The organism is Paenirhizobium selenitireducens ATCC BAA-1503 (genome assembly GCF_900492185.1).
GTDB classification, from domain to species: Bacteria; Pseudomonadota; Alphaproteobacteria; order Rhizobiales; family Rhizobiaceae; genus Allorhizobium; species Allorhizobium selenitireducens_A.
In genome coordinates this window covers 467488-488701 of record NZ_UEYP01000003.1, presented here as the reverse complement: position 1 = coordinate 488701, position 21214 = coordinate 467488, and the positions used below count along the sequence as shown (strand labels likewise).

The window sequence follows — 21214 nt, the reverse complement described above, 5'->3', positions numbered from 1 at the left end:
TGAAGCGTCGGCTGCGGCAAGCCGCCAACTGGCTTTTGATCCGCAGGAATGGGTTGGCCGAAATGGGAGAGGGCGCCCAGTTGGCGTGGGAAACACGGGTCCCCGTCGGCAGCCGTTTAGGCCGCTTCGCTTATATCGGCAGCGGATTTCGTGCTCCGAGCCCGATCAGCGTCGGCGACTTCTGCATGATCTCGACCAATGTGACGATCGTCGCCAACGATCACGGGGTCGATGACCCTGAGACGCCCATGCGCCTCGCCTTCCGCTGGCAACACCACGTGACCGTGTTCGAAGCCGACGCCTGGATTGGTCATGGGGCGATCGTCCGCGCGGGTGTGAGAATCGGACGCGGCGCCGTCATCGCGGCAGGTGCCGTGGTGACCAAGGATGTGGAGCCCTATGCGATTGTGGGTGGCAATCCGGCGAGAACCTTGCGGCAGCGTTTTGCGCCGGAGGCGGTGGCCTGTCAGGACGCCCTGCTGTACGGGGAGATACAGGGGCCGGGCGAGCCATGACGCGAAAGCTGAAGATCAACATCGTCATGGGCCCATTCTACCCGATCCCGCCGGTGCGCGGCCTCGCGGTGGAAAAGCGGCAATATGCCATGGCCCTGGAATATGCCAAGGCAGGCCATGAGGTCACCATGATCTCCAGGCGTTTTGACGGTTTCCCGAACCACGAAATGCAGGATGGAGTGCGGCACATCCGTGTCCCGTCCTTCGATCCGCCCAAGCCGGGCCTCACCTACCGATTGATGGACGCGCTCTACAGCGTGATCGTCGGCCTCAGGCTGCCGAAGGCGGACGTGACGGTGACCAACAGCGTCAGCGCCCCGCTGATCCTGCCTCTGCGAAAAGCTGGCAGGATCGCGGTCAGCGTCGGTCGCTATCCGAAGGGGCAAATGGCCTTCTACCGCCGTGCGGCGCGACTGCACGCGGCGTCCACATACATTGCCCAGGCGATCGTGCAACAATCCCCGTCCATGCGCTCCAGGGTGCATGTGGTCAACAATGCCATCAGCCATGATTTCGCCCAGGCGATCACTTCCGAGCGAGGTCCCCGCCAGACCGAGATTGTCTATCTCGGCCGGATCAGCCGCGAGAAGGGCCTGGATATCCTGATCCGGGCCTTCCAGGCTATAGCGCCGCATTATCCCGACTGGCGGCTGACCCTGATCGGACCGTGGGACGTGGCGAGCGGCGGCGATGGCGGCGCCTTTCTTGACGAGTTGAAGGTCATTGCTCCGGAGCTTGGGGAGCGCGTGACTTTCACCGGGCCAATCTACAACGGCCAGGCGATCGTCGCGCGACTGAGGGCGGCGGATGTGTTCGTCTATCCGTCCGTCGCCGAAAAGGGCGAGGCCTTCGGCGTGGCGCCGGTCGAGGCCATGGCCTGCGGCTGTGCAATCATCCTCTCGGCGCTGAAATGCTTCGAGGATTTCGTTGCGCCTGAGCAGAACGGTCTTGTTTTCGACCACGGCCGGAATGCCGTGGCCAACCTCACCGAGGTGCTCAACCGACTGCTGGGAGATGCCGACTTGCGCGAGCGGCTGGGACGGGCGGCCATGCGGACGGCGCTCGGTTTTACGCCGGCACGCATCGCCCAGGCTATGCTCGAGGATTTCGAAAGGCTGGTTGCCGATGACGACCGCTAGGCACTTCAGTCACCAGAAGACCCCCAACCAGAGCCCCTGGACCTTGCGGATGCGCATCGCCATGCTGGCCTGGGAATATTGCTGGCTCATACTGTGTGCGTGGACGCCGAAGCCGGCGAATGCTTGGCGCCTGATGATCCTGCGGGCCTTCGGGGCGCGCATCGACGGACGCCCGTTTGTCCACCAGCGCGCCAGAATCCAGATCCCCTGGCATGTGACACTGCATCATCGCTCCTGCCTCGGTGACCGCGCCAATCTCTACAGTCTCGGCGAGATCGAGATCGGTGCGCGCGCGACGGTCGGGCAGGAGGCCTATCTGTGCACTGGGACGCATAGTTTCGGCGATCCGTCGCTTCATCTCGTCACGGCGAAGATCACGATCGAGGCCGACGCCTTCGTCGGTGCCCGTTCCTTCGTCATGCCGGGCATCACCATAGGCAGGGCCGCCGTCGTCGGCGCCTGTTCCGTCGTCACCAGAGACGTGGCCGCCCTGACATACGTGGCGGGCAATCCGGCAAAACCCATCGGTCGAAAAAGGAGAGATCCTCATGAAGGGTAGTGCGCTTACCAAAGTAGGCAGATTGGCGGATTACTTCATCGGACATCCTTCCGAACTGCCGCGCTATCTGCGGTTCGCTCGAGCATTCCCGTTGCAGCTCGGCAAGCCCTGGATTTCCTGGCCGGCCATTGACTTCCTCGCCGGCCATGTAAGGAAAAACATGGATGTGTTCGAGTATGGCAGCGGCGGATCGACGCTGTTCTTCGCGGAGCGGGCGCACTCGGTAAGGTCGGTGGAGCATGACGCGAACTGGTACGCATTCCAGCAGAAGGGCTGGAATGCGCCGGAGGCGAGGGTAATCCTGAAGGCCGTGGAAGCGACGTCTGACGACGGGACGCCCGTGCTCGACTATGTCAACGCGATTGACGGCGATTACGACATCATCCTGGTCGATGGCCTCGACGATGTCACTGCGTCCAGCCTGCGCCCGCTGCGTCTCAAATGTTTCGAGAAGGCCAGATCCCATGTCAGGCCGGGCGGAATCATCGTGGTGGACGATGCCTGGCGCTATGACGACATCGCATTTGATGTCGGCGAGCCGCGCGACGTTCGCAGGTTCCAGGGGCCCGGGCCGGGGCGCTGGGGTATCACCCGAACGGACGTCTATTTCTACTGATGATCGCCGTCCTGATCCTCACCTATAACGAACAGCTTCATATCGCCCGGGCGATCGACAGCGTCTCCTCCTTCGCTGGTCAGATCTTCGTCATCGATTCTTTCTCCACCGACCAGACCGTGGAGATTGCCCGTTCACTTGGCGCCACGGTCCTGCAAAATCCGTTCGTCAACCAGGCCAGGCAATTCCAGTGGGGGCTCGACCACGCGCCGATCCGTTGCGACTGGGTAATGCGGCTCGATGCCGATGAGGTCATCGAGCCGGAACTGGCGCGGGAGATCGGCGAAAAGCTGCCGAAGCTCGGCCCGGACGTCGCGGGCGTCAATCTGAAGCGCAAGCATATCTTCCTCGATCGCTTCATTCGCCATGGTGGGCGCTACCCGCTCATCCTGACACGCATCTGGCGGCGCGGACAGGGACGCGTCGAAGACCGGTGGATGGACGAGCACGTGATCGTGCAGGGCGGGCGGACCGTGCTGTTCGACAATCCATTCAGCGACCACAATCTGCATAATCTCGGCTATTTCACCGACAAGCATAACAAATATGCGACCCGTGAGGCGGTCGATGTGCTCAATCGGCGCTATCGCCTGTTTGCCGAGGATGCGGGGCCGACGCGCGAGGGCAGTTCGTTGCAGGCCGCGGTGAAGCGCCTGATCAAGGAAAGAATCTACAACCGGATTCCCTTTCCGATCTCCACGCTCGGGTATTTTCTTTTTCGCTATGTGTTGCAGTTCGGCTTTCTCGATGGTCGCGAGGGGCTCATCTACCATTTCCTGCAGGGCTACTGGTATCGCTTCCTGGTCGGCGCCAAGGTGCTGGAATTCGACCGGGCGATCAGCCACCTGCAAAGCGCGGACGAGAAGCGTCAAGCTCTCGCCCGCCTGACAGGGCTTGCGCTTTAGGCCCCTCCTCTTCGCAGCCCAACAGGGGTGCGCAGCGATCACCCGGCCTGGCCGGTGCTGTCGCTGCGTCAGAAGCCCAGCGCATCCAGCCTTTCCACGATCGCGGCCGCCACGGCGTTCATCGCCGCAAGGGTCAGGTGGGTTCCATCTGCCTGCAGGCAGGATGGCGGGATGAGGCCGGCGGCGACGGCGGCGATGTCTTCGGCCGATCCGGTCGCGAGCCCCTGGAGCGTCGGATGGGGGTCGAGATAACGGGGGCCGAAGCGCAACGAGAGCCAGTCATTGCGTTGATGGGTGGCGGCGATCTTGTCGGCGCCGCTATTGGCCCGCCGGCCGGAGCCGATGAAAATGTGCCGAGATACCAGCGAGGCCATCTGCTCGAACGCCGCCTGGTCCGCCGCCAGTGACGCGCCGTTCGCATCGCCGTCCCAGTGAACCAGCAGGCAGCCGTGAAGGCCGGGAGCGGCCAGCATGGCCGCCAGCTGCGCCGCGAGATCGCTGCCGCCGATACCGGTCGAGACGACCTGGCGGCTCGCGCCTGTCGTCTCGACAGCCGCCGGAAGGGCAACGCCGCCGGTGCCGCCGACATAGCTGTCGCCAACCGCCCAAAGAAAGCGCGGCGGCGCATATTCATGCGCGAACAGGGCGACCGAGAGGATTTCGCCGGTCCATTCCTCGCCGGGCGTCGGCGACGCGCCGAGCCGGACCCAGCAGGCACCGGCAGGCGTGAACGCGGCGTCCTGACCGTAGAGGTTGACGTCATCGAGCGCGACCAGATAGCGGGCCGCGCCATCGCTCGAAACATGCAGCCTGTGTTCGGCGTCGAGCGTGACAAGGCCGGCAGCGATCACATGGCTGATCTGGTTGACGCCGTTGGCGTCGGCCACGACGGTGATCGTGCCGTCCGGGTTCAGCGCGGCACGGTAGCGATTGCGCGCGCCGTCGTCGTCGAAGGAGAAAAGCACCCTGGCGGAAACCGGCAGGCTGGCAGGAGTGCGAAAGGTGATGACGGCAGCAAAGGCGGGTGTTGAAAATCCTCTGAAAGCAAGGGCCTCCCTGATCGAGAAATCGTCGCCATAGACTGTGCCGTTTGGACCGGATGCCATGCGTAGGCCCAGATAGTGCGTTGTACCTTCGCCGGCGAAGGTTCTTGTCGCGACGAGGGGAGTGGTCGTCGCATTGGCGGGCAGACCGTTTCCCGGCGGGCTCATTGACGGGGATCGGGAGGCAAAGGCGAAGACGCTGCTGCTCGCCGTTCCCTTCCGGTAGGTGGCCCCGGCGCGATACGTCTTGCCCTGTTGCGTCGCAGCCGCACCCGAGCGCACGGTCGCGTTGGTCAGGTTCGCGCCGCTCATCTCCAGTTGACCGGAAACGACCGCCGCCGTCGCGCCATTGAGGGCGGTCCAGTCGCCGATGCCGGCGGCGAAGTCTCCGTTCGCCAGGAGTTCCGGCGCGTCGGAGGCGACGTAGCCGCCGATCCGGCGCGTGCCGCCGGAGGCCACGCCGTCGACCGCCGCGAGGGCCAGGGCCTCTGTCGCAAAGGCTTGCCCGTCATACCAGCCGCGATTCCTGGCGAGATCCAGATAGAGGATCGCGCGATTGCCGCTGCCGTCCCTCGGGAGCCAGGAGAAATCGCCAATGCCGGCTGAAGCGCCCGGCAGGGCGAGACCGAGACCGATCTTGAATTCATTCATGGTTATTTCCCTTTCTGTTTCATGTCTTGAGACGCCGGGACCGACAGGTTCCGTGCCGCTGCTCGCCCGATTGTACGGGGCCGTGGAGGAGTGGGGAAAACGCGAGAAGAATTTGTCTGAGGGGGGATTGGTGGCGTTCGACGACTGCTGCCGCCGAGTGTCACGGGTGTTTCAGCGGGACCTGAACATGGCGCATGGCATTGTCGCGCAGGACGAGTTCCTCCACGCCCGGGCCGACCTCGATGCCGGTGTCCGTGTTTTCGATCCGATTCTGCTCGATCAGCACGCCGCGCACCGCCGGGACCGCTGCCGAGCCGCCGTTGACGCGAATGCTCGAGGCGGCGCGCAGCCTGTTGTCCCGGATCACCAGGCCGAAGGTCGGCAGCGTGTCGTTGCCTTTGAACTGCCGGCCGATCGCGGCGATTTCCGCGGACCGCCTGAAACCGGCGGACAGCGTTTCGTTGCCGAGAAACTGGATGTAGAAGTTCGGCTGCGGATGACGGCAATCGAGGGAAATGGCGGCGAAACCGCTGCTGCGAAGGGAACGGTTGTCGGAGAAGACATGGCCGTGGCCCGTGCCGAAAATCTGGGCGCTGCCGACATCCTCGAATGCGTTGTCGACGATGAGGAAGTTCTCCTGCATCGGCACGATCGTCACCCGGCACGACGAAGGCGAACGTGTTGTCGGACTTCGCCAGTACCTGCGCCGGATGGGCGGCCCGAGCGCCGCTGGCCGCATCGCCGCTTGTGTCGGGGACGCGCGTGATATCGACCGTCTCGAACCCCGCAAGGTCGATGCCGGTCATCTGTACGGTCTGGCCGGGCTTGACTGGATCGCTGGCCCAAAAAATGGCCGGCTCGGCGCGAATTCCATGGGCAGGAAGAAGCTAAGCCACGGCAATCAGAACCGCCGGAAAAAGCCGGCGCCGGCGCGAGACGATTCCATGCGGCATGGGCATCTCCTTCTTGCGCGCCATGCCGGCGCCGATCTGTCGAAGGGGTACTTCGTTCAGGCTGACACCGTGCCTGCTGCGCTGCAACAGGAAAACCGAAGCGACTGCCGCGAAGGGGAGGGATTTAAGGGCGAGGAGACGGGCGATCGCCTTCTCGATCTGTGCGCGGTGGACGAAACCGCGCGACAGGCCCAAAGGGTGCTAGCTCGGACCTAGGTGGCAGACGGTACGGGAGCCGGAAAGACCCGGCCGTCGAACAGTTTTCGCGCCGTCCGTAAGGTGCCGACGCCGGTAATCTCTCGGGCTGGCCCGCGCTCGACCAGGACTTCGGCTGCCCCGGTCGGATGTTCGATGCGGAAACGCCCGTCGGCGGGGATCTGCGCCATTTCCGCCGCGACCGACCCTTCCAGCGTGCAGGCGGTGGCGACACTGACGGCGGCAAAGACGCCGATGGAGGCGTGGCAGCGGTGGGGAATGAAGCTGCGGGTGCCAATCGTCCCGCCATTGCGTGGCCCAGAGACCAGGGTCATCTTGGGCACGGAACTCTCCCTCACGTCGCCAAGCCTCATTAGCGGCCCGGCTTGAAGGCGGATCGCCTCGAGCCGTGCCTTGAGCGGGTTGTCGCCATCCAGATCCTCACGGCTCTCATTGCCGGTCAGGCCGAAATCGGCGGCGCGCAGGATGACGATCGGCATGCCGTTGTCGATCAATGTGCAGTCGACGCCGTCGATCACGTCGCGGCCCCGGCCGGTCGGCAGAAGGGCGCCGCACATCGAGCCCTCGGTGTTCTGGAAGAACAGCGGCACCGGCGCATGGCGTCCCGGAACGCCGTCGATCCGCGCATCTCCCTGATAGGTGACCCGGCCGTCCGGCGTGGCGATCTGGGCGAGCGACACTTCGCCGGTGTTGAGCATGTGGATGCGCACGGGCGTTGTGCCATTCTCGGCCCTGACCAGTCCGCGCTCGATGGCGGCAGGGCCGACGGCGGCCAGCATGTTGCCGCAGCCCTGCGCATCGGTAACGATCGCCTGGTCGACGAAGACCTGGAGAAAGAGATAGTCGACATCGGCGTCGGGCCGGGACGAGGGCGACAGGATGGCCGCCTTCGAGGTCAGGGGATCGCCGCCGCCGATGCCGTCGATCTGTCGCGCGTCGGGCGATCCCATGACGCGGAGCAGGAGCGCGTTGCGCTCCTGCGGATTGGAAGGCAGGTCCGAAGCCAGAAAGACCGCGCCCTTGGACGTGCCGCCGCGCATCCACAGGCAGGGAATGCCGTCGGCATAGTCCTCAGACATATTTCAAGCCTTTCTCGGCCAGCCGCTCGCGCATCGCATAGATGTCGAGCCCGAGTTCGCCGGCGGCGAGCCGCTTGCGCTTTGCCTCTTCGGCGGCGAGGCGCTTGTTCGCCGCCTCAAGCACGTTCGCAGCCTCGGTACGTTTGACCACCACGACGCCATCGTCATCGGCGACGATCACGTCGCCCGCCTCGATCGCCGCGCCGGCGCAGACCACTTGCACGTTGACCGAGCCGAGCGTCTCCTTCACCGTTCCCTGGGCTGAAACCGCCTTGGACCAGACCGGGAATTGCATGGAGGTCAGATCGCGGATGTCGCGCACGCCGGCGTCGATGACGAGGCCGCGGCAACCGCGCGCCTGGGCGGAGGTCGCCAGCAGGTCACCGAAATAGCCGTTGTCGCACGGCGAGGTCGGCGCCAGCACCAGAATGTCTCCGGCTTTCAACTGTTCGATGGCGACATGCACCATCCAGTTGTCGCCGGGTGGCGCCGAAATGGTCACGGCCGAGCCGGCGATCTGCGCGCCGGCATAGATCGGGCGCACGTAGCTCGCCAGCATGCCCTTGCGCCCCTGGGCCTCATGCACGGTGGCGACGCCTGCGCGGGCGAGGCCGTCGATCACGGCCGGATCGGCCCGCTCTATGTTCTGCACGACGACGGCCATGTCAGTGCTCCTTCTTGACCGGCGGTGTGCCGTGGGTGTGGAAGGTGTCGATCGTCTTCAGGCCCCAGGCCTGGCCCTTCTTGCGGTCGGTTTCGGTCCAGATGACCGGCTCCCAGTCGGGCTGGAGGATGAGACGCGCGCCGGAATTGGCAAGCTCGACGCGGTTGCCGGCCGGCTCCCAGACGTAGAGGAAAAAGGTGCCCTGAACGGCGTGCTTGTGCGGGCCGGTCTCGATGTGAACGCCGTTCTGCAGGAAGATGTCGGCGGCCCGCAGGATGTCCTCGCGCTGGTCGGTGGCATAGGTGACGTGGTGGAGCCGGCCGACGCCGCCGCCATGTTCTTCGGTGCAGGCAAGGTCATAGGTCTTGTTGTTGATGGTGAACCAGCAGCCACCGATCCGGCCGTTGTCGAGCTGGATCATCTCGGTCACGCGGCTGCCGAGGCAGGTCTGCATGAAGCGGCGGAATTCGGACACGTCCGAGGACAAGAGGTTCAGGTGATCAAGGCGGCGGGGTGCCGCGCCGGTAAAGGCGGAAGCGGTGTTCTTCAGCGCCGGCACGTCGGCGCCGGTCGCCTGGTATTTCACGGTGTCCCAGTAGATCTCGAAGACGTGGCCGAACGGGTCCTCGAAGCGGAAGGCCGGGCCATGGCCGAGATCGCCGTCGACCCAACCGATAACCTTGTACCCGCTTTTCTCGATCGTCTTGACGCGCCGTTCCAACGCTTGCGGGCTGGAGGCGCGGTAGGCGACGTGGCCGACGCCGGTGGTGTGCGACCGGGTCAGTTTGAGCGAGCAGTATTCGTAGTCGTCCCAGGCCCTTAGATAGGCCGAGGTCTCGTCCTGGCCGGAGAGCTTCAGGCCGTAGACGCGGGTGAAGAAGTCGAGGCTTTCCTCGAACTTGTCGGTATACATCTCGACATGGGCGAGATGGGCGATGTCGAAGCAGGGTTCCATGGCTCGCTCTCCCTTTAGAGTTCGTCGACGGTGCGCGGGAAAATCGACTGGAAGCCTTCCGCGTACTTGCAGGCCCGGCCGCCGGCCTGGCCGCCGGAATTGCGGGTGAAGTGGTTGGCGCGGTTGATGGCGACGCGGGTGTAGTATTCCCACAAATGCTCCTGGCCTTCCATGCATTCGATGGCGGCGCGCTTCTTCTCCCAGACCGGCGTGATGTCGAGGAAGGTATCCGGCTTCCAGCCCATCTGTTCGGTCTGGTGCGGTTCGAACAGGTAAAGCTGCGGCGCGCCGAGCACCTTTTCTCCCGGATTGTGGCCCCAGGCCTGGGCGATCATGCGGCATTCCAGTGCCACCTGGGTCGCATACATATGGTCGGTATTGTAGGGGTCATATTGCGAATGCGACAGCATGAAGCGCGGCTGCACCTTGCGGATCACGTCGACGAGATCGTTCTTGTTGTCGCGGCTAAGCTCCAGCGGATAGTCGCCGAGGTCCATCGAAACCAGGTCATGCACGCCGAGCGCCTCTGCGGCCCGTTCGGACTCGGCGCGGCGAGCAGCCTTGACGCGGTCGAGCGTCATGCCAGCCTGCTTCCACAACTTTGCGCTTTCGCCGCGTTCGCCGAAGGACAGGCAAACCACGGTGACCTTGTAGCCGAGCGCCGCATGCAGCGCGATCGCCCCGCCGCAGCGCCAGACGAAATCGGCCGCATGCGCGCTGATCACCAAGGCGGTCTTGGGCGCTGCATTTTCCGTGGTCATGAATATACCTCCCTGATTTTTCTCCGTCGCCCTAATAGGTGCTGCCGCGGTCGCCGCAGATCAAATCGAAAGGCTGCCAATGTGTATAAGTTCAAGCTATAGACGCTGGATTTGACGTGCGGCATTTGCCACAGTCTCCGACAAACGGAGACGGAAGAGAGATGACTGATATCACGGAAAAATTCCCCGATATTGCCTTTGTCGGCTTCGGCGAGGCGGGCCATGCCCTGGCCTCGAGCTGGATACGTCCGGCGCGCGGAACAACCAGAGCTTATGACATCAAGCTTTGCGAGGCCGCCACGTCCGCCATCGTTCTTAAGCGTTGCGCGGAGGCGGGCGTCGAGCCCCAGCTGGATCCTGGCCGGGCGCTCGGCAAGGCGGGTCTGGTGTTCAGCCTGGTCACGGCGGACCAGGCGCTCGAAGCCGCCCGTGTCTGCGCGCCCCATCTCCTTCCGGGCGCCCTCTGGCTCGACTGCAATTCCTGCGCGCCGCAGACAAAGGAGACGGCGGCCGAGGTGATCGAGGCGGTCGGGGGGCGCTATGTCGACGTCGCGGTCATGGCGCCAGTCTATCCCAAGCGCCACGAGGTGCCGCTGCTGCTCTCCGGTCCGCATGCGGCCTTGGCGGCGGCTCGGATCGAGGCCCTCGGCCTGCGTCCGAAGCTCGCCGGCGAGCGCGTGGGCGACGCCTCCAGCGTGAAGATGCTGCGCTCGGTGATGATCAAGGGCCTGGAGGCGCTGACGACGGAATGTGTTCTGGCGGCCCGCCGGGCCGGGGTCGAGGATGCCGTGCTCGCCTCGCTGCAGGCCTCCGATCCGGGAATCGACTGGCGGTCACGCGCCACCTACAACATGGAGCGCATGCTGGTACACGGGGCGCGGCGGGCCGCCGAGGTCGAGGAGGTCTGCGCGACGCTCCGCGCCTTCGGCCTGCCGGACTGGATGAGCCGCGGCACAGTGGAGTGGCAGCGTCGCCTGGCGTCGCTGGAGATCGATCCGGGTGCGGACGATCTGGCAAGGCGCGCGGACGCCGTGTTGTCCAAGCTATGATTTCCCGCAACCTTCGGCATTTGCGCCTGTTTGCGGCAGTGGCGGATCTGAAGTCGCTGACGCTGACCTCGGAAAAATGGCACATCTCCCAGCCCGCCGTGACCCAGGCCATCAACAAGCTGGAACGCGAGGCGGGCGGTGCTTTGTTCGAGCGCAGCCGGCATGGCTTCTTCCTCACGCCCCGCGGAGAGGTGCTGCTGCGGCGCGTCGAGGCAGCCTTCGGGCTACTCGATTCCGTCCTCGGCGAAATCTCGCCGCGCCTGCGCATGTCGTTGAGCTATGCCCAGCTGCAGGCGTTGATCGCCGTCAGCGAAAGCGAGAATTTCACGCTGGCCGCACGCCGCCTCGGCCTGGCGCAGCCAACCGTCCACCGGGCCGTCACACAGATCGAACAGGAGGCCGCGCGCAGCCTGTTCGAGCGGACGTCCTTCGGCATCCTGCCGACGCGCCTGTGCCAGGCGCTTGCCCAGGCGGCGCGGCTGGCGATCTACGAATTCGACCAGACCGATACCGAACTCGCCGAATTCAACGGCGGCGAGGCGGGCGCGATCGTCATCGGCGCCATGCCGCTCGCCCGCTCCGACATTCTGCCGCAGGCGCTTGCCCGTTTCCGCGCCGAACGGCCGACCTATCCAGTGCGGATTCACGATGGTCCCTATGACGGACTCTTGAGCGCGCTCCGTCGTGGATCGATCGACTTCCTGGTCGGCGCACTACGCGAACCGGCGCCGATCGGCGATGTGGTCCAGCAACGACTGTTCGACGACCGCCTGGCCCTTCTGGCGCGACCGGGCCATCCGCTCGCCGCAAGAACAGAGCTGACGGTCGATGACCTGCTCACCTTTCCCTGGGTCGTTCCGCGCCGCGGCACGCCAACGAGGGACCAGTTCGAGACGCTCTTTACCTCGCACGACAAAAAAGCGCCCGACAGGCTGATCGAATCCGGATCGCTGCTCCTGATGCGCGAGCTTCTGAACGAGAGCGACCATCTCGGCTGCCTCTCCCGCCATCAGTCGCAACGCGAATGCGATCATGGGCTGCTGGTCACGCTGACCTATCCGACGGATCATCTCATCCGTCCGATCGGACTGACGTGCCGGGAAAACTGGCGGCCGACCAATGCGCAGAAGCGCATGCTGGAGTTGATCGCCGATGTCGCTCCTTAGAAGAACGACCTAGCCAATAATTATAACAGGCGCCCCGCGTTCGAGCGGCCAGGCGGCTGCCCCTGGGCGCCAGGTGCGAAGATCCGCCGCCCGGACCTGCCCATATCGCCAGGTTTCGATTCGCCTTCGCTTTCCATTTCACATTTGTGCAATGCGAAGCGTCTAAAGAATCCGCGAAATAACAAAAACTTGGCCAAGATGCAGCAAAACTGCGGCAGAATCTCTCTTTACAAGCGTGCAACAACGGATAAGACGAAAGAAGTGTGTCGGTCGGCACGGCTTCAGACGTCCATGCAAGCGCTTCGGATGCCTGTGGATGCCTGTTTGTCCTGTCTATCGGCTCCGCTCCACGTGATTTGCCTCACGGACATAAGAACCATGGCGCGATTTTGGGGCGCGCCGTTTGCCAACGAAACCAGCGTCTTCGGCCTGGCCGAAAGAACGCAAAGGGGAGAATGTCATGAAGTACAAGTTCGGTTTTGCCGCAGCGGCCCTGCTCGCGGCCACCTTCCTTTCCGGCGCAGCAAGCGCCAAGACCTTCGTCTACTGCTCGGAAGGCTCGCCGGAAGGCTTCGATCCGGGTATGTACACCGCCGGCACCACGTTCGATGCCTCGGCACATCCGATCTACAGCCGCCTGATGGAATTCAAGCCCGGCACGACCGAAGCGGAAGCCGGCCTGGCCGAAAGCTATGAAGTCAATGCCGACGGCACCGAATACACCTTCAAGCTGCGCCCGGGCGTCAAGTTCCACACCACCGAATTCTTCACCCCGAGCCGCGAACTGAACGCGGACGACGTCATCTTCTCGCTCGAGCGCCAGATCAAGGCTGACCATCCGTGGAACCAGTACGTCGCCGGCACCTCGTGGGAATATGCCGCCGGCATGGGCTTCCCGGAACTGATCAAGACCATCGAGAAGGTCGATGACCTGACCGTCAAGATCACGCTCAACCGTCCGGAAGCGCCGTTCCTCGCCAACCTCGCCATGCCCTTCGCCTCGATCGTGTCGAAGGAATATGCCGACAAGCTCGAAGCCGAAGGCAAGAAGGAACAGCTGAACCAGATGCCGGTCGGCACCGGTCCGTTCTCCTTCGTTGGCTACCAGCAGGATGCCGTCATCCGCTACAAGAAGAACGCCGACTACTGGGGTGGCGCGCCGAAGATCGACGACCTCGTCTTCGCCATCACCACCGATGCCGCCGTTCGCTACCAGAAGCTGAAGGCCGGCGAATGCCACCTGATGCCGTTCCCGAACGCTGCTGACGTTGCGGCGATGAAGACCGACCCGGCCCTGACCGTCATGGAACAGGAAGGCCTGAACGTCGCCTACCTCGCCTACAACACCACCCAGGCTCCGTTCGACAAGCCGGAAGTCCGCAAGGCGCTGAACAAGGCGATCAACAAGGCGGCCATCGTCGACGCCGTGTTCCAGGGCATGGCGACGCCTGCCAAGAACCCGATCCCGCCGACCATGTGGTCCTATAACGAAGCGACCCAGGACGACGCCTACGATCTCGATGCTGCCAAGAAGGAACTCGAGGCAGCCGGCGTCAAGGATCTGTCGATGAAGATCTGGGCCATGCCGGTTTCGCGCCCCTACATGCTGAACGCCCGCCGTGCGGCCGAAATCATGCAGGACGACTTCGCCAAGATCGGCGTCAAGGTCGAGATCGTCTCCTATGAATGGGCCGAATATCTCGACCGTTCGAAGGCCAAGGATCGTGACGGTGCCGTCATGCTCGGCTGGACCGGCGACAACGGCGATCCGGACAACTTCCTCGACACGCTGCTCGGCTGCGAAGCCGTCGGTGGCAACAACCGCGCCCAGTGGTGCAACGAGGAGTTCAATGCCCTGGTGAAGAAGGCCAAGGTCACGTCCGACCAGGCCGAGCGCACCAAGCTCTATGAAGAGGCTCAGCTCGTCTTCAAGCGCGAAGCTCCTTGGGCTACCATCGACCACTCCCTGTCCGTCGTTCCGATGCGCAAGGAAGTCTCCGGTTTCGTTCAGAGCCCGCTCGGTGACTTCACCTTCGAAAACGTGGATATCGCCGAGTAACGGTTGATCCTTGAAGAATTTGCCGCGGGACAGCTTGCCTGTCCCGCGGCACTTGCATTAGGACAATCGGAAATCCGCGGCCGGGCCGCGATCCTCCGGAAAGGCAATGTCCTTTGCGGGCAAGATACGTCCGCTGCGTGACCAGCGGCCACAGACCTCCAAGAAGAACAACAGCAGGTCCATCATGTTTGGCTTTCTCTTGCGGCGGCTTGCCGTCCTGATCCCGACCTTCATCGGGGTTTCCATCATCGCTTTCGCCTTCATCCGGCTTCTGCCGGGCGATCCGGTCGCACTTTTGTCCGGCGAACGCGTCATGTCGCCCGAGCGGCATGCGCAGATCAGCGCCAATCTCGGGCTTGATCGTCCGATCGTCATCCAATATTTCGACTATCTGGGCGGCGTGCTGACCGGCGATTTCGGCACTTCGATCGTCTCCAAGTCGCCGATCCTCGATCAGTTCCTGGCGCTGTTCCCGGCGACGGTCGAGCTGTCGCTGTGCGCCATCATCATCGCCATCGTGCTCGGCATTCCGGCCGGCGTGATCGCGGCGATCAAGCGTGGCTCCTTCTTCGACCAGTCGGTCATGGGCGTGGCCCTCGTGGGCTATTCCATGCCGATCTTCTGGTGGGGCTTGCTGCTGATGATCCTTTTCTCCGGCATGCTGCAATGGACGCCGGTGTCGGGCCGCATCTCGCTGATGTTCTTCTTTCCCCCGGTCACCGGTTTCATGCTGATCGACTCGCTTTTGTCTGGCCAGAAGGGCGCCTTCATGTCGGCGCTCAGTCATCTGGCGCTGCCGTCGATCGTGCTGGCCACCATCCCGCTCGCCGTCATCGCCCGCCAGACGCGCTCGGCCATGCTGGAGGTCCTTTCCGAGGACTATATCCGCACGGCGCGCGCCAAGGGCCTGTCGCCGCTGCGCGTCGTCGGCCTGCATGCGCTCCGAAACGCCCTGATCCCGGTCATCACCACGATCGGCCTGCAGATCGGCGTCATGCTCGCCGGCGCCATCCTGACCGAAACGATCTTCTCCTGGCCGGGCATCGGCAAGTGGATGGTCGACAGCGTGTTCCGTCGCGACTATCCGGTGATCCAGGGCGGCCTGCTGCTGATCGCCGGCATCATCATGGTCGTCAATCTCATCGTTGATCTGCTCTATGGCCTGATCAACCCGCGCATCCGCCACTAGAAGGAGAAAATCCCATGGCCGATACCGCCACCAATCAACCGGTCTCCACCGCGGCGCTGCGCCGACAGATGCTGGCCGAATTCTCGTTCTACTTCTCCGAAAATCGCGGCGCGGTGATCGGGTTGTTCGTCTTCATCGCGCTTGTGCTGATCGCCATCTTCGCGCCGCTGGTCGCGCCGCATTCGCCGTTCGAGCAGTATCGCGACGCGACCCTCCTGCCGCCGTCCTGGCTCGAGGGCGGCAACAGCTCGTTTCTGCTCGGCACCGATCCGGTCGGCCGCGACATTCTCTCGCGGCTCATCTACGGCGCGCAGTATTCGCTGTTCATCGGTGTGTTTGTCACCACCCTGTCGCTGACGACCGGCATTCTGGTCGGCCTGATCGCCGGCTATTATCGCGGCTGGATCGACACCGTTATCATGCGGTTGATGGACATCATCCTCGCTTTCCCGTCGCTGCTTCTGGCACTTGTGCTCGTCGCCATCCTCGGCCCGAGCCTGACCAACGGGATGATCGCCATTGCGCTGACGCTGCAGCCCCATTTCGTGCGCCTGACGCGCGCCGCCGTGATGACCGAGAAGAGCCGCGACTACGTGACCGCCGCACGTCTCGCCGGGGCCGGTCCGATCCGCCTGATGTTCCGCACCATCCTGCCGAACTGCATGGCGCCGCTCATCGTCCAGGCGACGTTGTCATTCTCCAACGCCATCCTCGACGCGGCGGCGCTTGGCTTCCTCGGCATGGGCGCCCAGCCGCCGGCACCGGAATGGGGCACGATGCTGGCCGAAGCGCGCGAATTCATCCTGCGCGCCTGGTGGGTCGTCACCTTCCCGGGCCTTGCCATCCTGATCACGGTTCTGGCCATCAACCTGATGGGCGACGGCCTGCGCGATGCCCTCGATCCCAAGCTGAAGAGGTCCTGACATGGCGCTTTTCGAAATCGAAAACCTGACCGTCCAGTTCGAGACGGCGACCGGCTGGTTCAAGGCCGTCGACGGCGTCTCGCTGTCGGTAGAAGCCGGTGAAGTGCTGGCGATCGTCGGCGAGAGCGGTTCCGGCAAGTCGGTCTCCATGCTGGCCGTGATGGGGCTTCTGCCGTGGTCGGCCAAGATCACCGCCGACAAGATGCTGTTCCAGGGCCGTGACATCCATGGCATTTCGCCTGCCGAACGGCGCAAGCTGATTGGCAAGGATATTGCCATGATCTTCCAGGAGCCGGTGGCGAGCCTCAACCCCTGCTTCACCGTCGGATTCCAGATCGAGGAAGTGCTGCGAATCCACATGGGGCTCGGCAAGACGGCGCGGCGCGAGCGGGCGATCGAACTGTTCAAGCTGGTCGGCCTGCCCGATCCGGCCGAGCGGCTTCATCACTTCCCGCACCAGATGTCGGGCGGCCAGTGCCAGCGCGTCATGATCGCCATGGCGATCGCCTGCAATCCGAAGCTTCTGATCGCCGACGAGCCGACCACCGCGCTCGACGTGACCATCCAGAAGCAGATCCTCGACCTTCTGATGCGGTTGCAGGCCGAAACCGGCATGGGCCTCATCATGATCACCCATGACATGGGCGTGGTGGCCGAAACCGCCGACCGTGTCATCGTCCAGTACAAAGGCCGGAAGATGGAGGAGGCCGACGTGCTTTCGCTCTTCGAGGCGCCGAAGAACGCCTATACCAAGGCCTTGCTTTCGGCCCTGCCAGAGAATGCGACCGGCGACCGCCTCACCACCGTATCCGACTTCATGGCGGGCGCGGCAGCAGGAGAGAACGCATGAGCCAGACCGTCCCCATGCTCGAGATTCGCAACATCACGCGCGACTATCACGTGCCGACCGGCTTCATGAAGCCTGAGAAGGTGGTTCACGCGGTTAAGGGCGTGTCCTTCAAGCTCGATGCCGGCAAGACGCTTGCGATCGTCGGCGAGAGCGGTTGCGGCAAGTCGACCCTTGCCCGCATCCTGACCTTCATCGATCCGCCGACCTCCGGCGAATTGTTGATCGACGGCAAGGCCGTCGATACCCGTCCCGGTCATCTGACGGCCGAGATGCGCCAGAAGGTGCAGATCGTCTTCCAGAACCCCTATGGTTCGCTCAATCCGCGTCAGAAGATCGGCGACGTGCTGGGCGAACCTCTTCTGATCAACACGAAGATGAGTTCGGCCGAACGGCGCGAACGGGCCACCGAGATGCTGGTCAAGGTCGGCCTCGGCCCGGAACACTACAATCGCTACCCGCACATGTTCTCCGGCGGCCAGCGCCAGCGCATCGCCATTGCCCGTGCGCTGATGCTGAACCCGAAGCTTTTGGTGCTGGACGAGCCGGTCTCCGCTCTCGACCTTTCGGTTCAGGCGCAGGTGCTCAACCTTCTGGCGGACCTGCAGGAAGAGTTCGGCCTGACTTACGTCTTCATCAGTCACGACCTGTCGGTGGTGCGCTATATCGCCGACGAGGTGATGGTGATGTACTATGGCGAGGCGGTGGAATACGGCACGCGCGAAGAGGTCTTTGCCGATCCCAAGCACGAGTATACCAGGACGCTGTTTGCTGCGACGCCGCGCGCCGACGTGGAATCGATCCGCGCCCGCATGGCCAAGCGCGTGCGTCCGGTCGCCAAGGCTGGCTGATCCAGACGACACAGATCCATGACGTCTGACCGCCCGGCTGGCTGCAACCCGCCGGGCGGCCGCATTTCAAGCTGTCTGTCGAGAATGGTGGATAAGCGCAGCGGTCTTTGCTATTTGCGACAGACCGTTAGGATTGGGGCCGCGACGAAGTGATGACGCAGGCGATGGCCGGCAAGGCGAAGGAACAGAAGGGGCAACCGGCGCTGCGCATCGGTTTCATCCTGGCGCGCAGCTTCACGCTCAGCGCGTTCTCGCTGTTTGCGGATGCGCTACGGCTGGGCAGCGACGTCGAGGACCGGTCCGGCCGCGTCCATTGCGACTGGGCCGTGCTCGGCAGCACGCGCAACTTCATCACCTCGAGCTGCGGCATCCAGGTGGCGCCGACGGCGCCGCTCGGCAATCCGAAGCAGTTCAACTATATTGCAGTGGTCGGCGGGCGGCTCAATGTCGCCGAGCCGATCGACCGCGAAGCGATCGCCTTTCTGCATGAGGCCGCCGCGGCCGGCGTGCCGATCATCGGGGTCTGCACCGGCAGCTTTATTCTGGCCGAAGCCGGACTGCTCGAGAACCGCAGTGCCTGTGTCAGCTGGCTGCACTATGTCGAGTTCCGCTCGCGCTTTCCCTCGATCGATGCCACCTCCAAGCGTCTCTTCGTCGAGGACCACGGCCGCATCACCTGCGCCGGCGGTTCCAGCGTCGCCGACCTCGCCACCTATCTGATCCGCCGCCATGTCGGGGAGGCGGCCGAGCGCAATGCGCTGGAGATCATGCAGATCACCCGACGGCGCGATGCGAGCGAGATGCAGACCCGCAATCCGCTCGGCACGACGCCGGTCAGGGACAAGCGCACCAACATGGCGCTGATGATGATGGAACAGCATATCGAGGACGTCGTGTCGATCGACGATGTCGCCGATGCGGTCGGTCTGTCGCGGCGCCAGCTGGAAAGGCTGTTTCGTACCGAGTTCGGAGCGACCCCGGTCGCCATGTATATCCGCTTGCGGCTGGAGCATGCCCGGCGGCTGGTGGTATTCACCGACAAGGCGTTGATCGACATCGCGCTGGAGACGGGTTTTGAAAACGTCTCGCACTTCATCCGCAAGTTCCGCAAGGAATTCGCCATTACGCCGGTTGCGGCGCGGCGGCGTCATGCCGCGGAAACCAATGCCTGAAAAGACAAAAGGCCGGCGAAAACGTCGGCCTTGTTCTTGGGTACTAGTAATTTCGTTCAGCCTTTAGAGGCGAACCTTGCGGAAGCCTTCCGGATCGATGCCGAGCGTGCGCAGATCGCGTTCGCGCGGGCTGCGATGAGCCTCGACGGCTGCTGCGGCGGCGCTTGCTGCTCCGATGACGGCGAAGGCCCTACCAAGGAAACCCTTATGCATGGAACCTGTGAGGACAGACATTGTCTTTGCTTTCTCTGTGTGTTGACAAGAGAAAGATGGTCCTCATGAGCGATTTCTACAATGGCGATAAGTTCAGTGCAGCCATGCAAGAAATGCGGGCCGGAACTGTTGGGTTCCAGCCCGTCTTGATCTTCGTCATGTCTATCGGGGTCAGTCCTCGCTGGCGGCCAGATGCGACAGAACTTCGCCCTTGCCGCGGGCGCGCAGGATCAGCGGCAGGACGAGCGCCGTTGCGGCCAGCAGCAACAGGCCGGCGGCGATCGGCGAGGTGAAGAGCACCGTCACGTCGCCCTGGCTGATCGCAAGCGCGCGACGCAACTGCTGCTCGGCGAGCGGCCCGAGGATCAGGCCGACGACGACCGGGGCGATCGGATAGCCGAAGATCCGCATGATATAGCCCATCACGCCGAAGGCGAGCAGCATGCCGAGTTCGTAGACCGAGGGGTTGGCGCCGATGGTGCCGAGCGTCGCGAACAGCAGGATGCCGGCATAGAGCCAGGGCTTGGGGATGGTCAGCAGGCGGACCCACAGGCCGATCAGCGGCAGGTTGAGGATCAACAGCATGAAGTTGGCGATCAGCAGGCTGGCGATCAGGCCCCAGACGAGTTGCGGATTGGTGGCAAACAGCAGCGGGCCGGGTTGCAGGCCGTATTGCTGGAAGCCGGCCAGCATGATCGCGGCTGTCGCCGTCGTCGGCAAGCCGAGCGTCAGGAGCGGCACGAGGGTGCCGGCGGCAGAGGCATTGTTGGCGGCTTCCGGACCGGCGACGCCTTCGATGGCGCCATTGCCGAACTCTTCGGGATGCTTCGTCAGCCGCTTCTCGGTGGCGTAGGACAGGAAGGTGCCGATCTCGGCGCCGCCGGCCGGCATGGCGCCGATCGGGAAGCCGATCGCTGTCCCGCGCAGCCAGGGCTTCCAGGAGCGGCTCCAGTCGGCGGCGGTCATCCAGATGGAGCCGCGCACGGCCTCGACCTTGTCCGGGCCACGGTCGCCCTGGGCCGCCAGGAACAGGCTCTCGCCGATGGCGAACATGGCAACCGCCAGCGTCGTCACTTCGATGCCGTCGAGCAGGTCGGGAACGCCGAAGCTCATGCGGGCCTGACCGGTCAACTGGTCGATGCCGACGGTGGCCAGCGTCAGGCCGATGAACAGCGAGGTCAGACCGCGCAGCGTCGAGTCGCCGAAGGCCGAGGAGACGGTGACGAAGGCCAGCACCATCAGGGCGAAATATTCGCGCGGGCCGAAGACGAGGGCGAGCTTGACGATGTAGGGCGCGATGAAGGCAAGCCCGATCGTGGCAATCAGACCGGCGACGAAGGAACCGATGGCGGCGGTCGCAAGGGCGGGGCCGCCGCGTCCGGCGCGGGCCATCTTGTTGCCTTCGAGCGCGGTGACGATCGACGAGCTTTCCCCCGGCGTGTTGAGCAGGATCGAGGTGGTCGAGCCGCCATACATGCCGCCGTAATAGATGCCGGCGAACATGATCAGCGAACCGGCCGGGTCGAGCTTGAAGGTAATCGGCAGGAGCAGCGCGACGGTGAGCGCCGGTCCGATGCCCGGCAGAACGCCGACGGCGGTTCCGAGCGTCACGCCGACGAGCGCGTAAAAGAGGTTCATCGGCTGGGCCGCGACGAGCAGGCCCTGCCAGAGGAAGTCGAAGGTATCCAT

General features: G+C 64.0%; 21 protein-coding genes and 1 pseudogene. 14 read left to right on the top strand and 8 right to left on the bottom strand.

Features of this window, described 5'->3' with window-relative positions:
• Window positions 1-281: 281 nt before the first annotated feature.
• The 5 genes and pseudogenes from RHIZ70P_RS23470 to RHIZ70P_RS08455 form a co-directional block, all read left to right on the top strand.
• Window positions 282-464, top strand: a pseudogene (locus RHIZ70P_RS23470) (DapH/DapD/GlmU-related protein); the annotation flags it as partial.
• A 47-nt stretch (window positions 465-511) separates the two neighbouring features.
• Complete coding sequence (locus RHIZ70P_RS08470; protein ID WP_115669935.1) at window positions 512-1654, top strand: glycosyltransferase family 4 protein; 1143 nt, start codon at window positions 512-514, stop codon at window positions 1652-1654.
• Window positions 1641-2213, top strand: coding sequence for a DapH/DapD/GlmU-related protein (locus RHIZ70P_RS08465; protein ID WP_115669934.1), 573 nt, complete (start codon window positions 1641-1643; stop codon window positions 2211-2213). Before RHIZ70P_RS08470 ends, RHIZ70P_RS08465 begins: the two co-directional genes overlap by 14 nt.
• On the top strand, window positions 2203-2829 hold the full coding sequence (locus tag RHIZ70P_RS08460; RefSeq protein ID WP_115669933.1) for a class I SAM-dependent methyltransferase: 627 nt from the start codon (window positions 2203-2205) through the stop codon (window positions 2827-2829). The genes RHIZ70P_RS08465 and RHIZ70P_RS08460 overlap by 11 nt, the downstream gene beginning before the upstream one ends.
• The gene (locus RHIZ70P_RS08455; RefSeq protein ID WP_115669932.1) at window positions 2829-3734 is read left to right on the top strand and encodes a glycosyltransferase family 2 protein; all 906 of its coding nucleotides are present in this window, start codon (window positions 2829-2831) and stop codon (window positions 3732-3734) included. Before RHIZ70P_RS08460 ends, RHIZ70P_RS08455 begins: the two co-directional genes overlap by 1 nt.
• A gap of 68 nt (window positions 3735-3802) precedes the next feature.
• Here RHIZ70P_RS08455 and RHIZ70P_RS08450 read toward each other — a convergent pair whose 3' ends face one another.
• Window positions 3803-5428, bottom strand: a complete 1626-nt coding sequence (locus RHIZ70P_RS08450; protein WP_115669931.1) for a hypothetical protein — start codon at window positions 5426-5428, stop codon at window positions 3803-3805.
• 160 nt (window positions 5429-5588) lie between these two features.
• Window positions 5589-6071: a hypothetical protein gene (locus RHIZ70P_RS08445; protein WP_115669930.1), complete on the bottom strand. Its 483-nt coding sequence runs from the start codon at window positions 6069-6071 to the stop codon at window positions 5589-5591.
• Between RHIZ70P_RS08445 and RHIZ70P_RS08440 the strand changes: the two genes are divergently transcribed.
• The gene (locus RHIZ70P_RS08440; RefSeq protein ID WP_115669929.1) at window positions 6052-6597 is read left to right on the top strand and encodes a hypothetical protein; all 546 of its coding nucleotides are present in this window, start codon (window positions 6052-6054) and stop codon (window positions 6595-6597) included. The two genes, RHIZ70P_RS08445 and RHIZ70P_RS08440, sit on opposite strands and share 20 nt — an antisense overlap.
• Here the strand turns inward: RHIZ70P_RS08440 and RHIZ70P_RS08435 are convergent.
• The 4 genes from RHIZ70P_RS08435 to RHIZ70P_RS08420 are packed head-to-tail and all read right to left on the bottom strand — an operon-like array spanning window position 6594 to window position 10056.
• A complete protein-coding gene (locus tag RHIZ70P_RS08435) occupies window positions 6594-7676 on the bottom strand; it encodes a 4-oxalomesaconate tautomerase (protein WP_115669928.1) in 1083 nt (360 codons plus the stop codon). The genes RHIZ70P_RS08440 and RHIZ70P_RS08435 overlap by 4 nt on opposite strands.
• Window positions 7669-8340, bottom strand: coding sequence for a 4-carboxy-4-hydroxy-2-oxoadipate aldolase/oxaloacetate decarboxylase (locus RHIZ70P_RS08430; RefSeq protein WP_115669927.1), 672 nt, complete (start codon window positions 8338-8340; stop codon window positions 7669-7671). The genes RHIZ70P_RS08435 and RHIZ70P_RS08430 overlap by 8 nt, the downstream gene beginning before the upstream one ends.
• Window position 8341: 1 nt before the next feature.
• Window positions 8342-9295 carry a VOC family protein gene (locus tag RHIZ70P_RS08425; RefSeq protein ID WP_115669926.1) on the bottom strand — a complete coding sequence of 318 codons (954 nt, stop codon included), beginning with the start codon at window positions 9293-9295 and terminating at the stop codon, window positions 8342-8344.
• Window positions 9296-9309: 14 nt separating this feature from the next.
• The gene (locus tag RHIZ70P_RS08420) at window positions 9310-10056 is read right to left on the bottom strand and encodes a PIG-L deacetylase family protein (RefSeq protein WP_115669925.1); all 747 of its coding nucleotides are present in this window, start codon (window positions 10054-10056) and stop codon (window positions 9310-9312) included.
• 161 nt (window positions 10057-10217) lie between these two features.
• On the opposite strand from RHIZ70P_RS08420, the gene RHIZ70P_RS08415 reads away from it, so the two are divergent.
• The 8 genes from RHIZ70P_RS08415 to RHIZ70P_RS08380 all read left to right on the top strand — a co-directional run bounded on the left by RHIZ70P_RS08415 (window position 10218) and on the right by RHIZ70P_RS08380 (window position 19312).
• Window positions 10218-11105 carry an NAD(P)-dependent oxidoreductase gene (locus RHIZ70P_RS08415; protein ID WP_115669924.1) on the top strand — a complete coding sequence of 296 codons (888 nt, stop codon included), beginning with the start codon at window positions 10218-10220 and terminating at the stop codon, window positions 11103-11105.
• Window positions 11102-12271 (top strand): LysR family transcriptional regulator, encoded by a 1170-nt coding sequence (locus RHIZ70P_RS08410; protein WP_115669923.1) that lies wholly within the window; start codon window positions 11102-11104, stop codon window positions 12269-12271. The genes RHIZ70P_RS08415 and RHIZ70P_RS08410 overlap by 4 nt, the downstream gene beginning before the upstream one ends.
• A 460-nt stretch (window positions 12272-12731) precedes the next feature.
• Window positions 12732-14330, top strand: coding sequence for an ABC transporter substrate-binding protein (locus RHIZ70P_RS08405; RefSeq protein ID WP_115669922.1), 1599 nt, complete (start codon window positions 12732-12734; stop codon window positions 14328-14330).
• Window positions 14331-14514: 184 nt separating this feature from the next.
• A complete protein-coding gene (locus tag RHIZ70P_RS08400; protein WP_115669988.1) occupies window positions 14515-15519 on the top strand; it encodes an ABC transporter permease subunit in 1005 nt (334 codons plus the stop codon).
• A 14-nt stretch (window positions 15520-15533) separates the two neighbouring features.
• Window positions 15534-16442 (top strand): ABC transporter permease subunit, encoded by a 909-nt coding sequence (locus RHIZ70P_RS08395; protein ID WP_115669921.1) that lies wholly within the window; start codon window positions 15534-15536, stop codon window positions 16440-16442.
• A 1-nt stretch (window position 16443) separates the two neighbouring features.
• Window positions 16444-17292 carry an ABC transporter ATP-binding protein gene (locus tag RHIZ70P_RS08390; protein ID WP_115669920.1) on the top strand — a complete coding sequence of 283 codons (849 nt, stop codon included), beginning with the start codon at window positions 16444-16446 and terminating at the stop codon, window positions 17290-17292.
• Window positions 17289-18140 (top strand): dipeptide ABC transporter ATP-binding protein, encoded by an 852-nt coding sequence (locus RHIZ70P_RS08385; RefSeq protein ID WP_115669919.1) that lies wholly within the window; start codon window positions 17289-17291, stop codon window positions 18138-18140. Before RHIZ70P_RS08390 ends, RHIZ70P_RS08385 begins: the two co-directional genes overlap by 4 nt.
• Window positions 18141-18292: 152 nt before the next feature.
• Window positions 18293-19312, top strand: coding sequence for a GlxA family transcriptional regulator (locus tag RHIZ70P_RS08380; protein WP_115669918.1), 1020 nt, complete (start codon window positions 18293-18295; stop codon window positions 19310-19312).
• A gap of 63 nt (window positions 19313-19375) precedes the next feature.
• Here RHIZ70P_RS08380 and RHIZ70P_RS22955 read toward each other — a convergent pair whose 3' ends face one another.
• Together RHIZ70P_RS22955 and RHIZ70P_RS08375 are read right to left on the bottom strand one after the other, a co-directional pair.
• On the bottom strand, window positions 19376-19546 hold the full coding sequence (locus tag RHIZ70P_RS22955; protein ID WP_154719560.1) for a hypothetical protein: 171 nt from the start codon (window positions 19544-19546) through the stop codon (window positions 19376-19378).
• Between the two features lie 150 nt (window positions 19547-19696).
• Window positions 19697-21214: a tripartite tricarboxylate transporter permease gene (locus RHIZ70P_RS08375; protein WP_115669917.1), complete on the bottom strand. Its 1518-nt coding sequence runs from the start codon at window positions 21212-21214 to the stop codon at window positions 19697-19699.

Bases quoted from the DNA above. Each gene is read 5' to 3' on its own strand.
- RHIZ70P_RS08470 (WP_115669935.1), top strand. From the start codon at position 512: ATGACGCGAAAGCTGAAGATCAACATCGTCATGGGCCCATTCTACCCG.
- RHIZ70P_RS08465 (WP_115669934.1), top strand. From the start codon at position 1,641: ATGACGACCGCTAGGCACTTCAGTCACCAGAAGACCCCCAACCAGAGC.
- RHIZ70P_RS08460 (WP_115669933.1), top strand. From the start codon at position 2,203: ATGAAGGGTAGTGCGCTTACCAAAGTAGGCAGATTGGCGGATTACTTC.
- RHIZ70P_RS08455 (WP_115669932.1), top strand. From the start codon at position 2,829: ATGATCGCCGTCCTGATCCTCACCTATAACGAACAGCTTCATATCGCC.
- RHIZ70P_RS08450 (WP_115669931.1), bottom strand. From the start codon at position 5,428: ATGAATGAATTCAAGATCGGTCTCGGTCTCGCCCTGCCGGGCGCTTCA.
- RHIZ70P_RS08440 (WP_115669929.1), top strand. From the start codon at position 6,052: ATGAGGAAGTTCTCCTGCATCGGCACGATCGTCACCCGGCACGACGAA.
- RHIZ70P_RS08445 (WP_115669930.1), bottom strand. From the start codon at position 6,071: ATGCAGGAGAACTTCCTCATCGTCGACAACGCATTCGAGGATGTCGGC.
- RHIZ70P_RS08435 (WP_115669928.1), bottom strand. From the start codon at position 7,676: ATGTCTGAGGACTATGCCGACGGCATTCCCTGCCTGTGGATGCGCGGC.
- RHIZ70P_RS08430 (WP_115669927.1), bottom strand. From the start codon at position 8,340: ATGGCCGTCGTCGTGCAGAACATAGAGCGGGCCGATCCGGCCGTGATC.
- RHIZ70P_RS08425 (WP_115669926.1), bottom strand. From the start codon at position 9,295: ATGGAACCCTGCTTCGACATCGCCCATCTCGCCCATGTCGAGATGTAT.
- RHIZ70P_RS08420 (WP_115669925.1), bottom strand. From the start codon at position 10,056: ATGACCACGGAAAATGCAGCGCCCAAGACCGCCTTGGTGATCAGCGCG.
- RHIZ70P_RS08415 (WP_115669924.1), top strand. From the start codon at position 10,218: ATGACTGATATCACGGAAAAATTCCCCGATATTGCCTTTGTCGGCTTC.
- RHIZ70P_RS08410 (WP_115669923.1), top strand. From the start codon at position 11,102: ATGATTTCCCGCAACCTTCGGCATTTGCGCCTGTTTGCGGCAGTGGCG.
- RHIZ70P_RS08405 (WP_115669922.1), top strand. From the start codon at position 12,732: ATGAAGTACAAGTTCGGTTTTGCCGCAGCGGCCCTGCTCGCGGCCACC.
- RHIZ70P_RS08400 (WP_115669988.1), top strand. From the start codon at position 14,515: ATGTTTGGCTTTCTCTTGCGGCGGCTTGCCGTCCTGATCCCGACCTTC.
- RHIZ70P_RS08395 (WP_115669921.1), top strand. From the start codon at position 15,534: ATGGCCGATACCGCCACCAATCAACCGGTCTCCACCGCGGCGCTGCGC.
- RHIZ70P_RS08390 (WP_115669920.1), top strand. From the start codon at position 16,444: ATGGCGCTTTTCGAAATCGAAAACCTGACCGTCCAGTTCGAGACGGCG.
- RHIZ70P_RS08385 (WP_115669919.1), top strand. From the start codon at position 17,289: ATGAGCCAGACCGTCCCCATGCTCGAGATTCGCAACATCACGCGCGAC.
- RHIZ70P_RS08380 (WP_115669918.1), top strand. From the start codon at position 18,293: ATGACGCAGGCGATGGCCGGCAAGGCGAAGGAACAGAAGGGGCAACCG.
- RHIZ70P_RS22955 (WP_154719560.1), bottom strand. From the start codon at position 19,546: ATGTCTGTCCTCACAGGTTCCATGCATAAGGGTTTCCTTGGTAGGGCC.
- RHIZ70P_RS08375 (WP_115669917.1), bottom strand. From the start codon at position 21,214: ATGGATACCTTCGACTTCCTCTGGCAGGGCCTGCTCGTCGCGGCCCAG.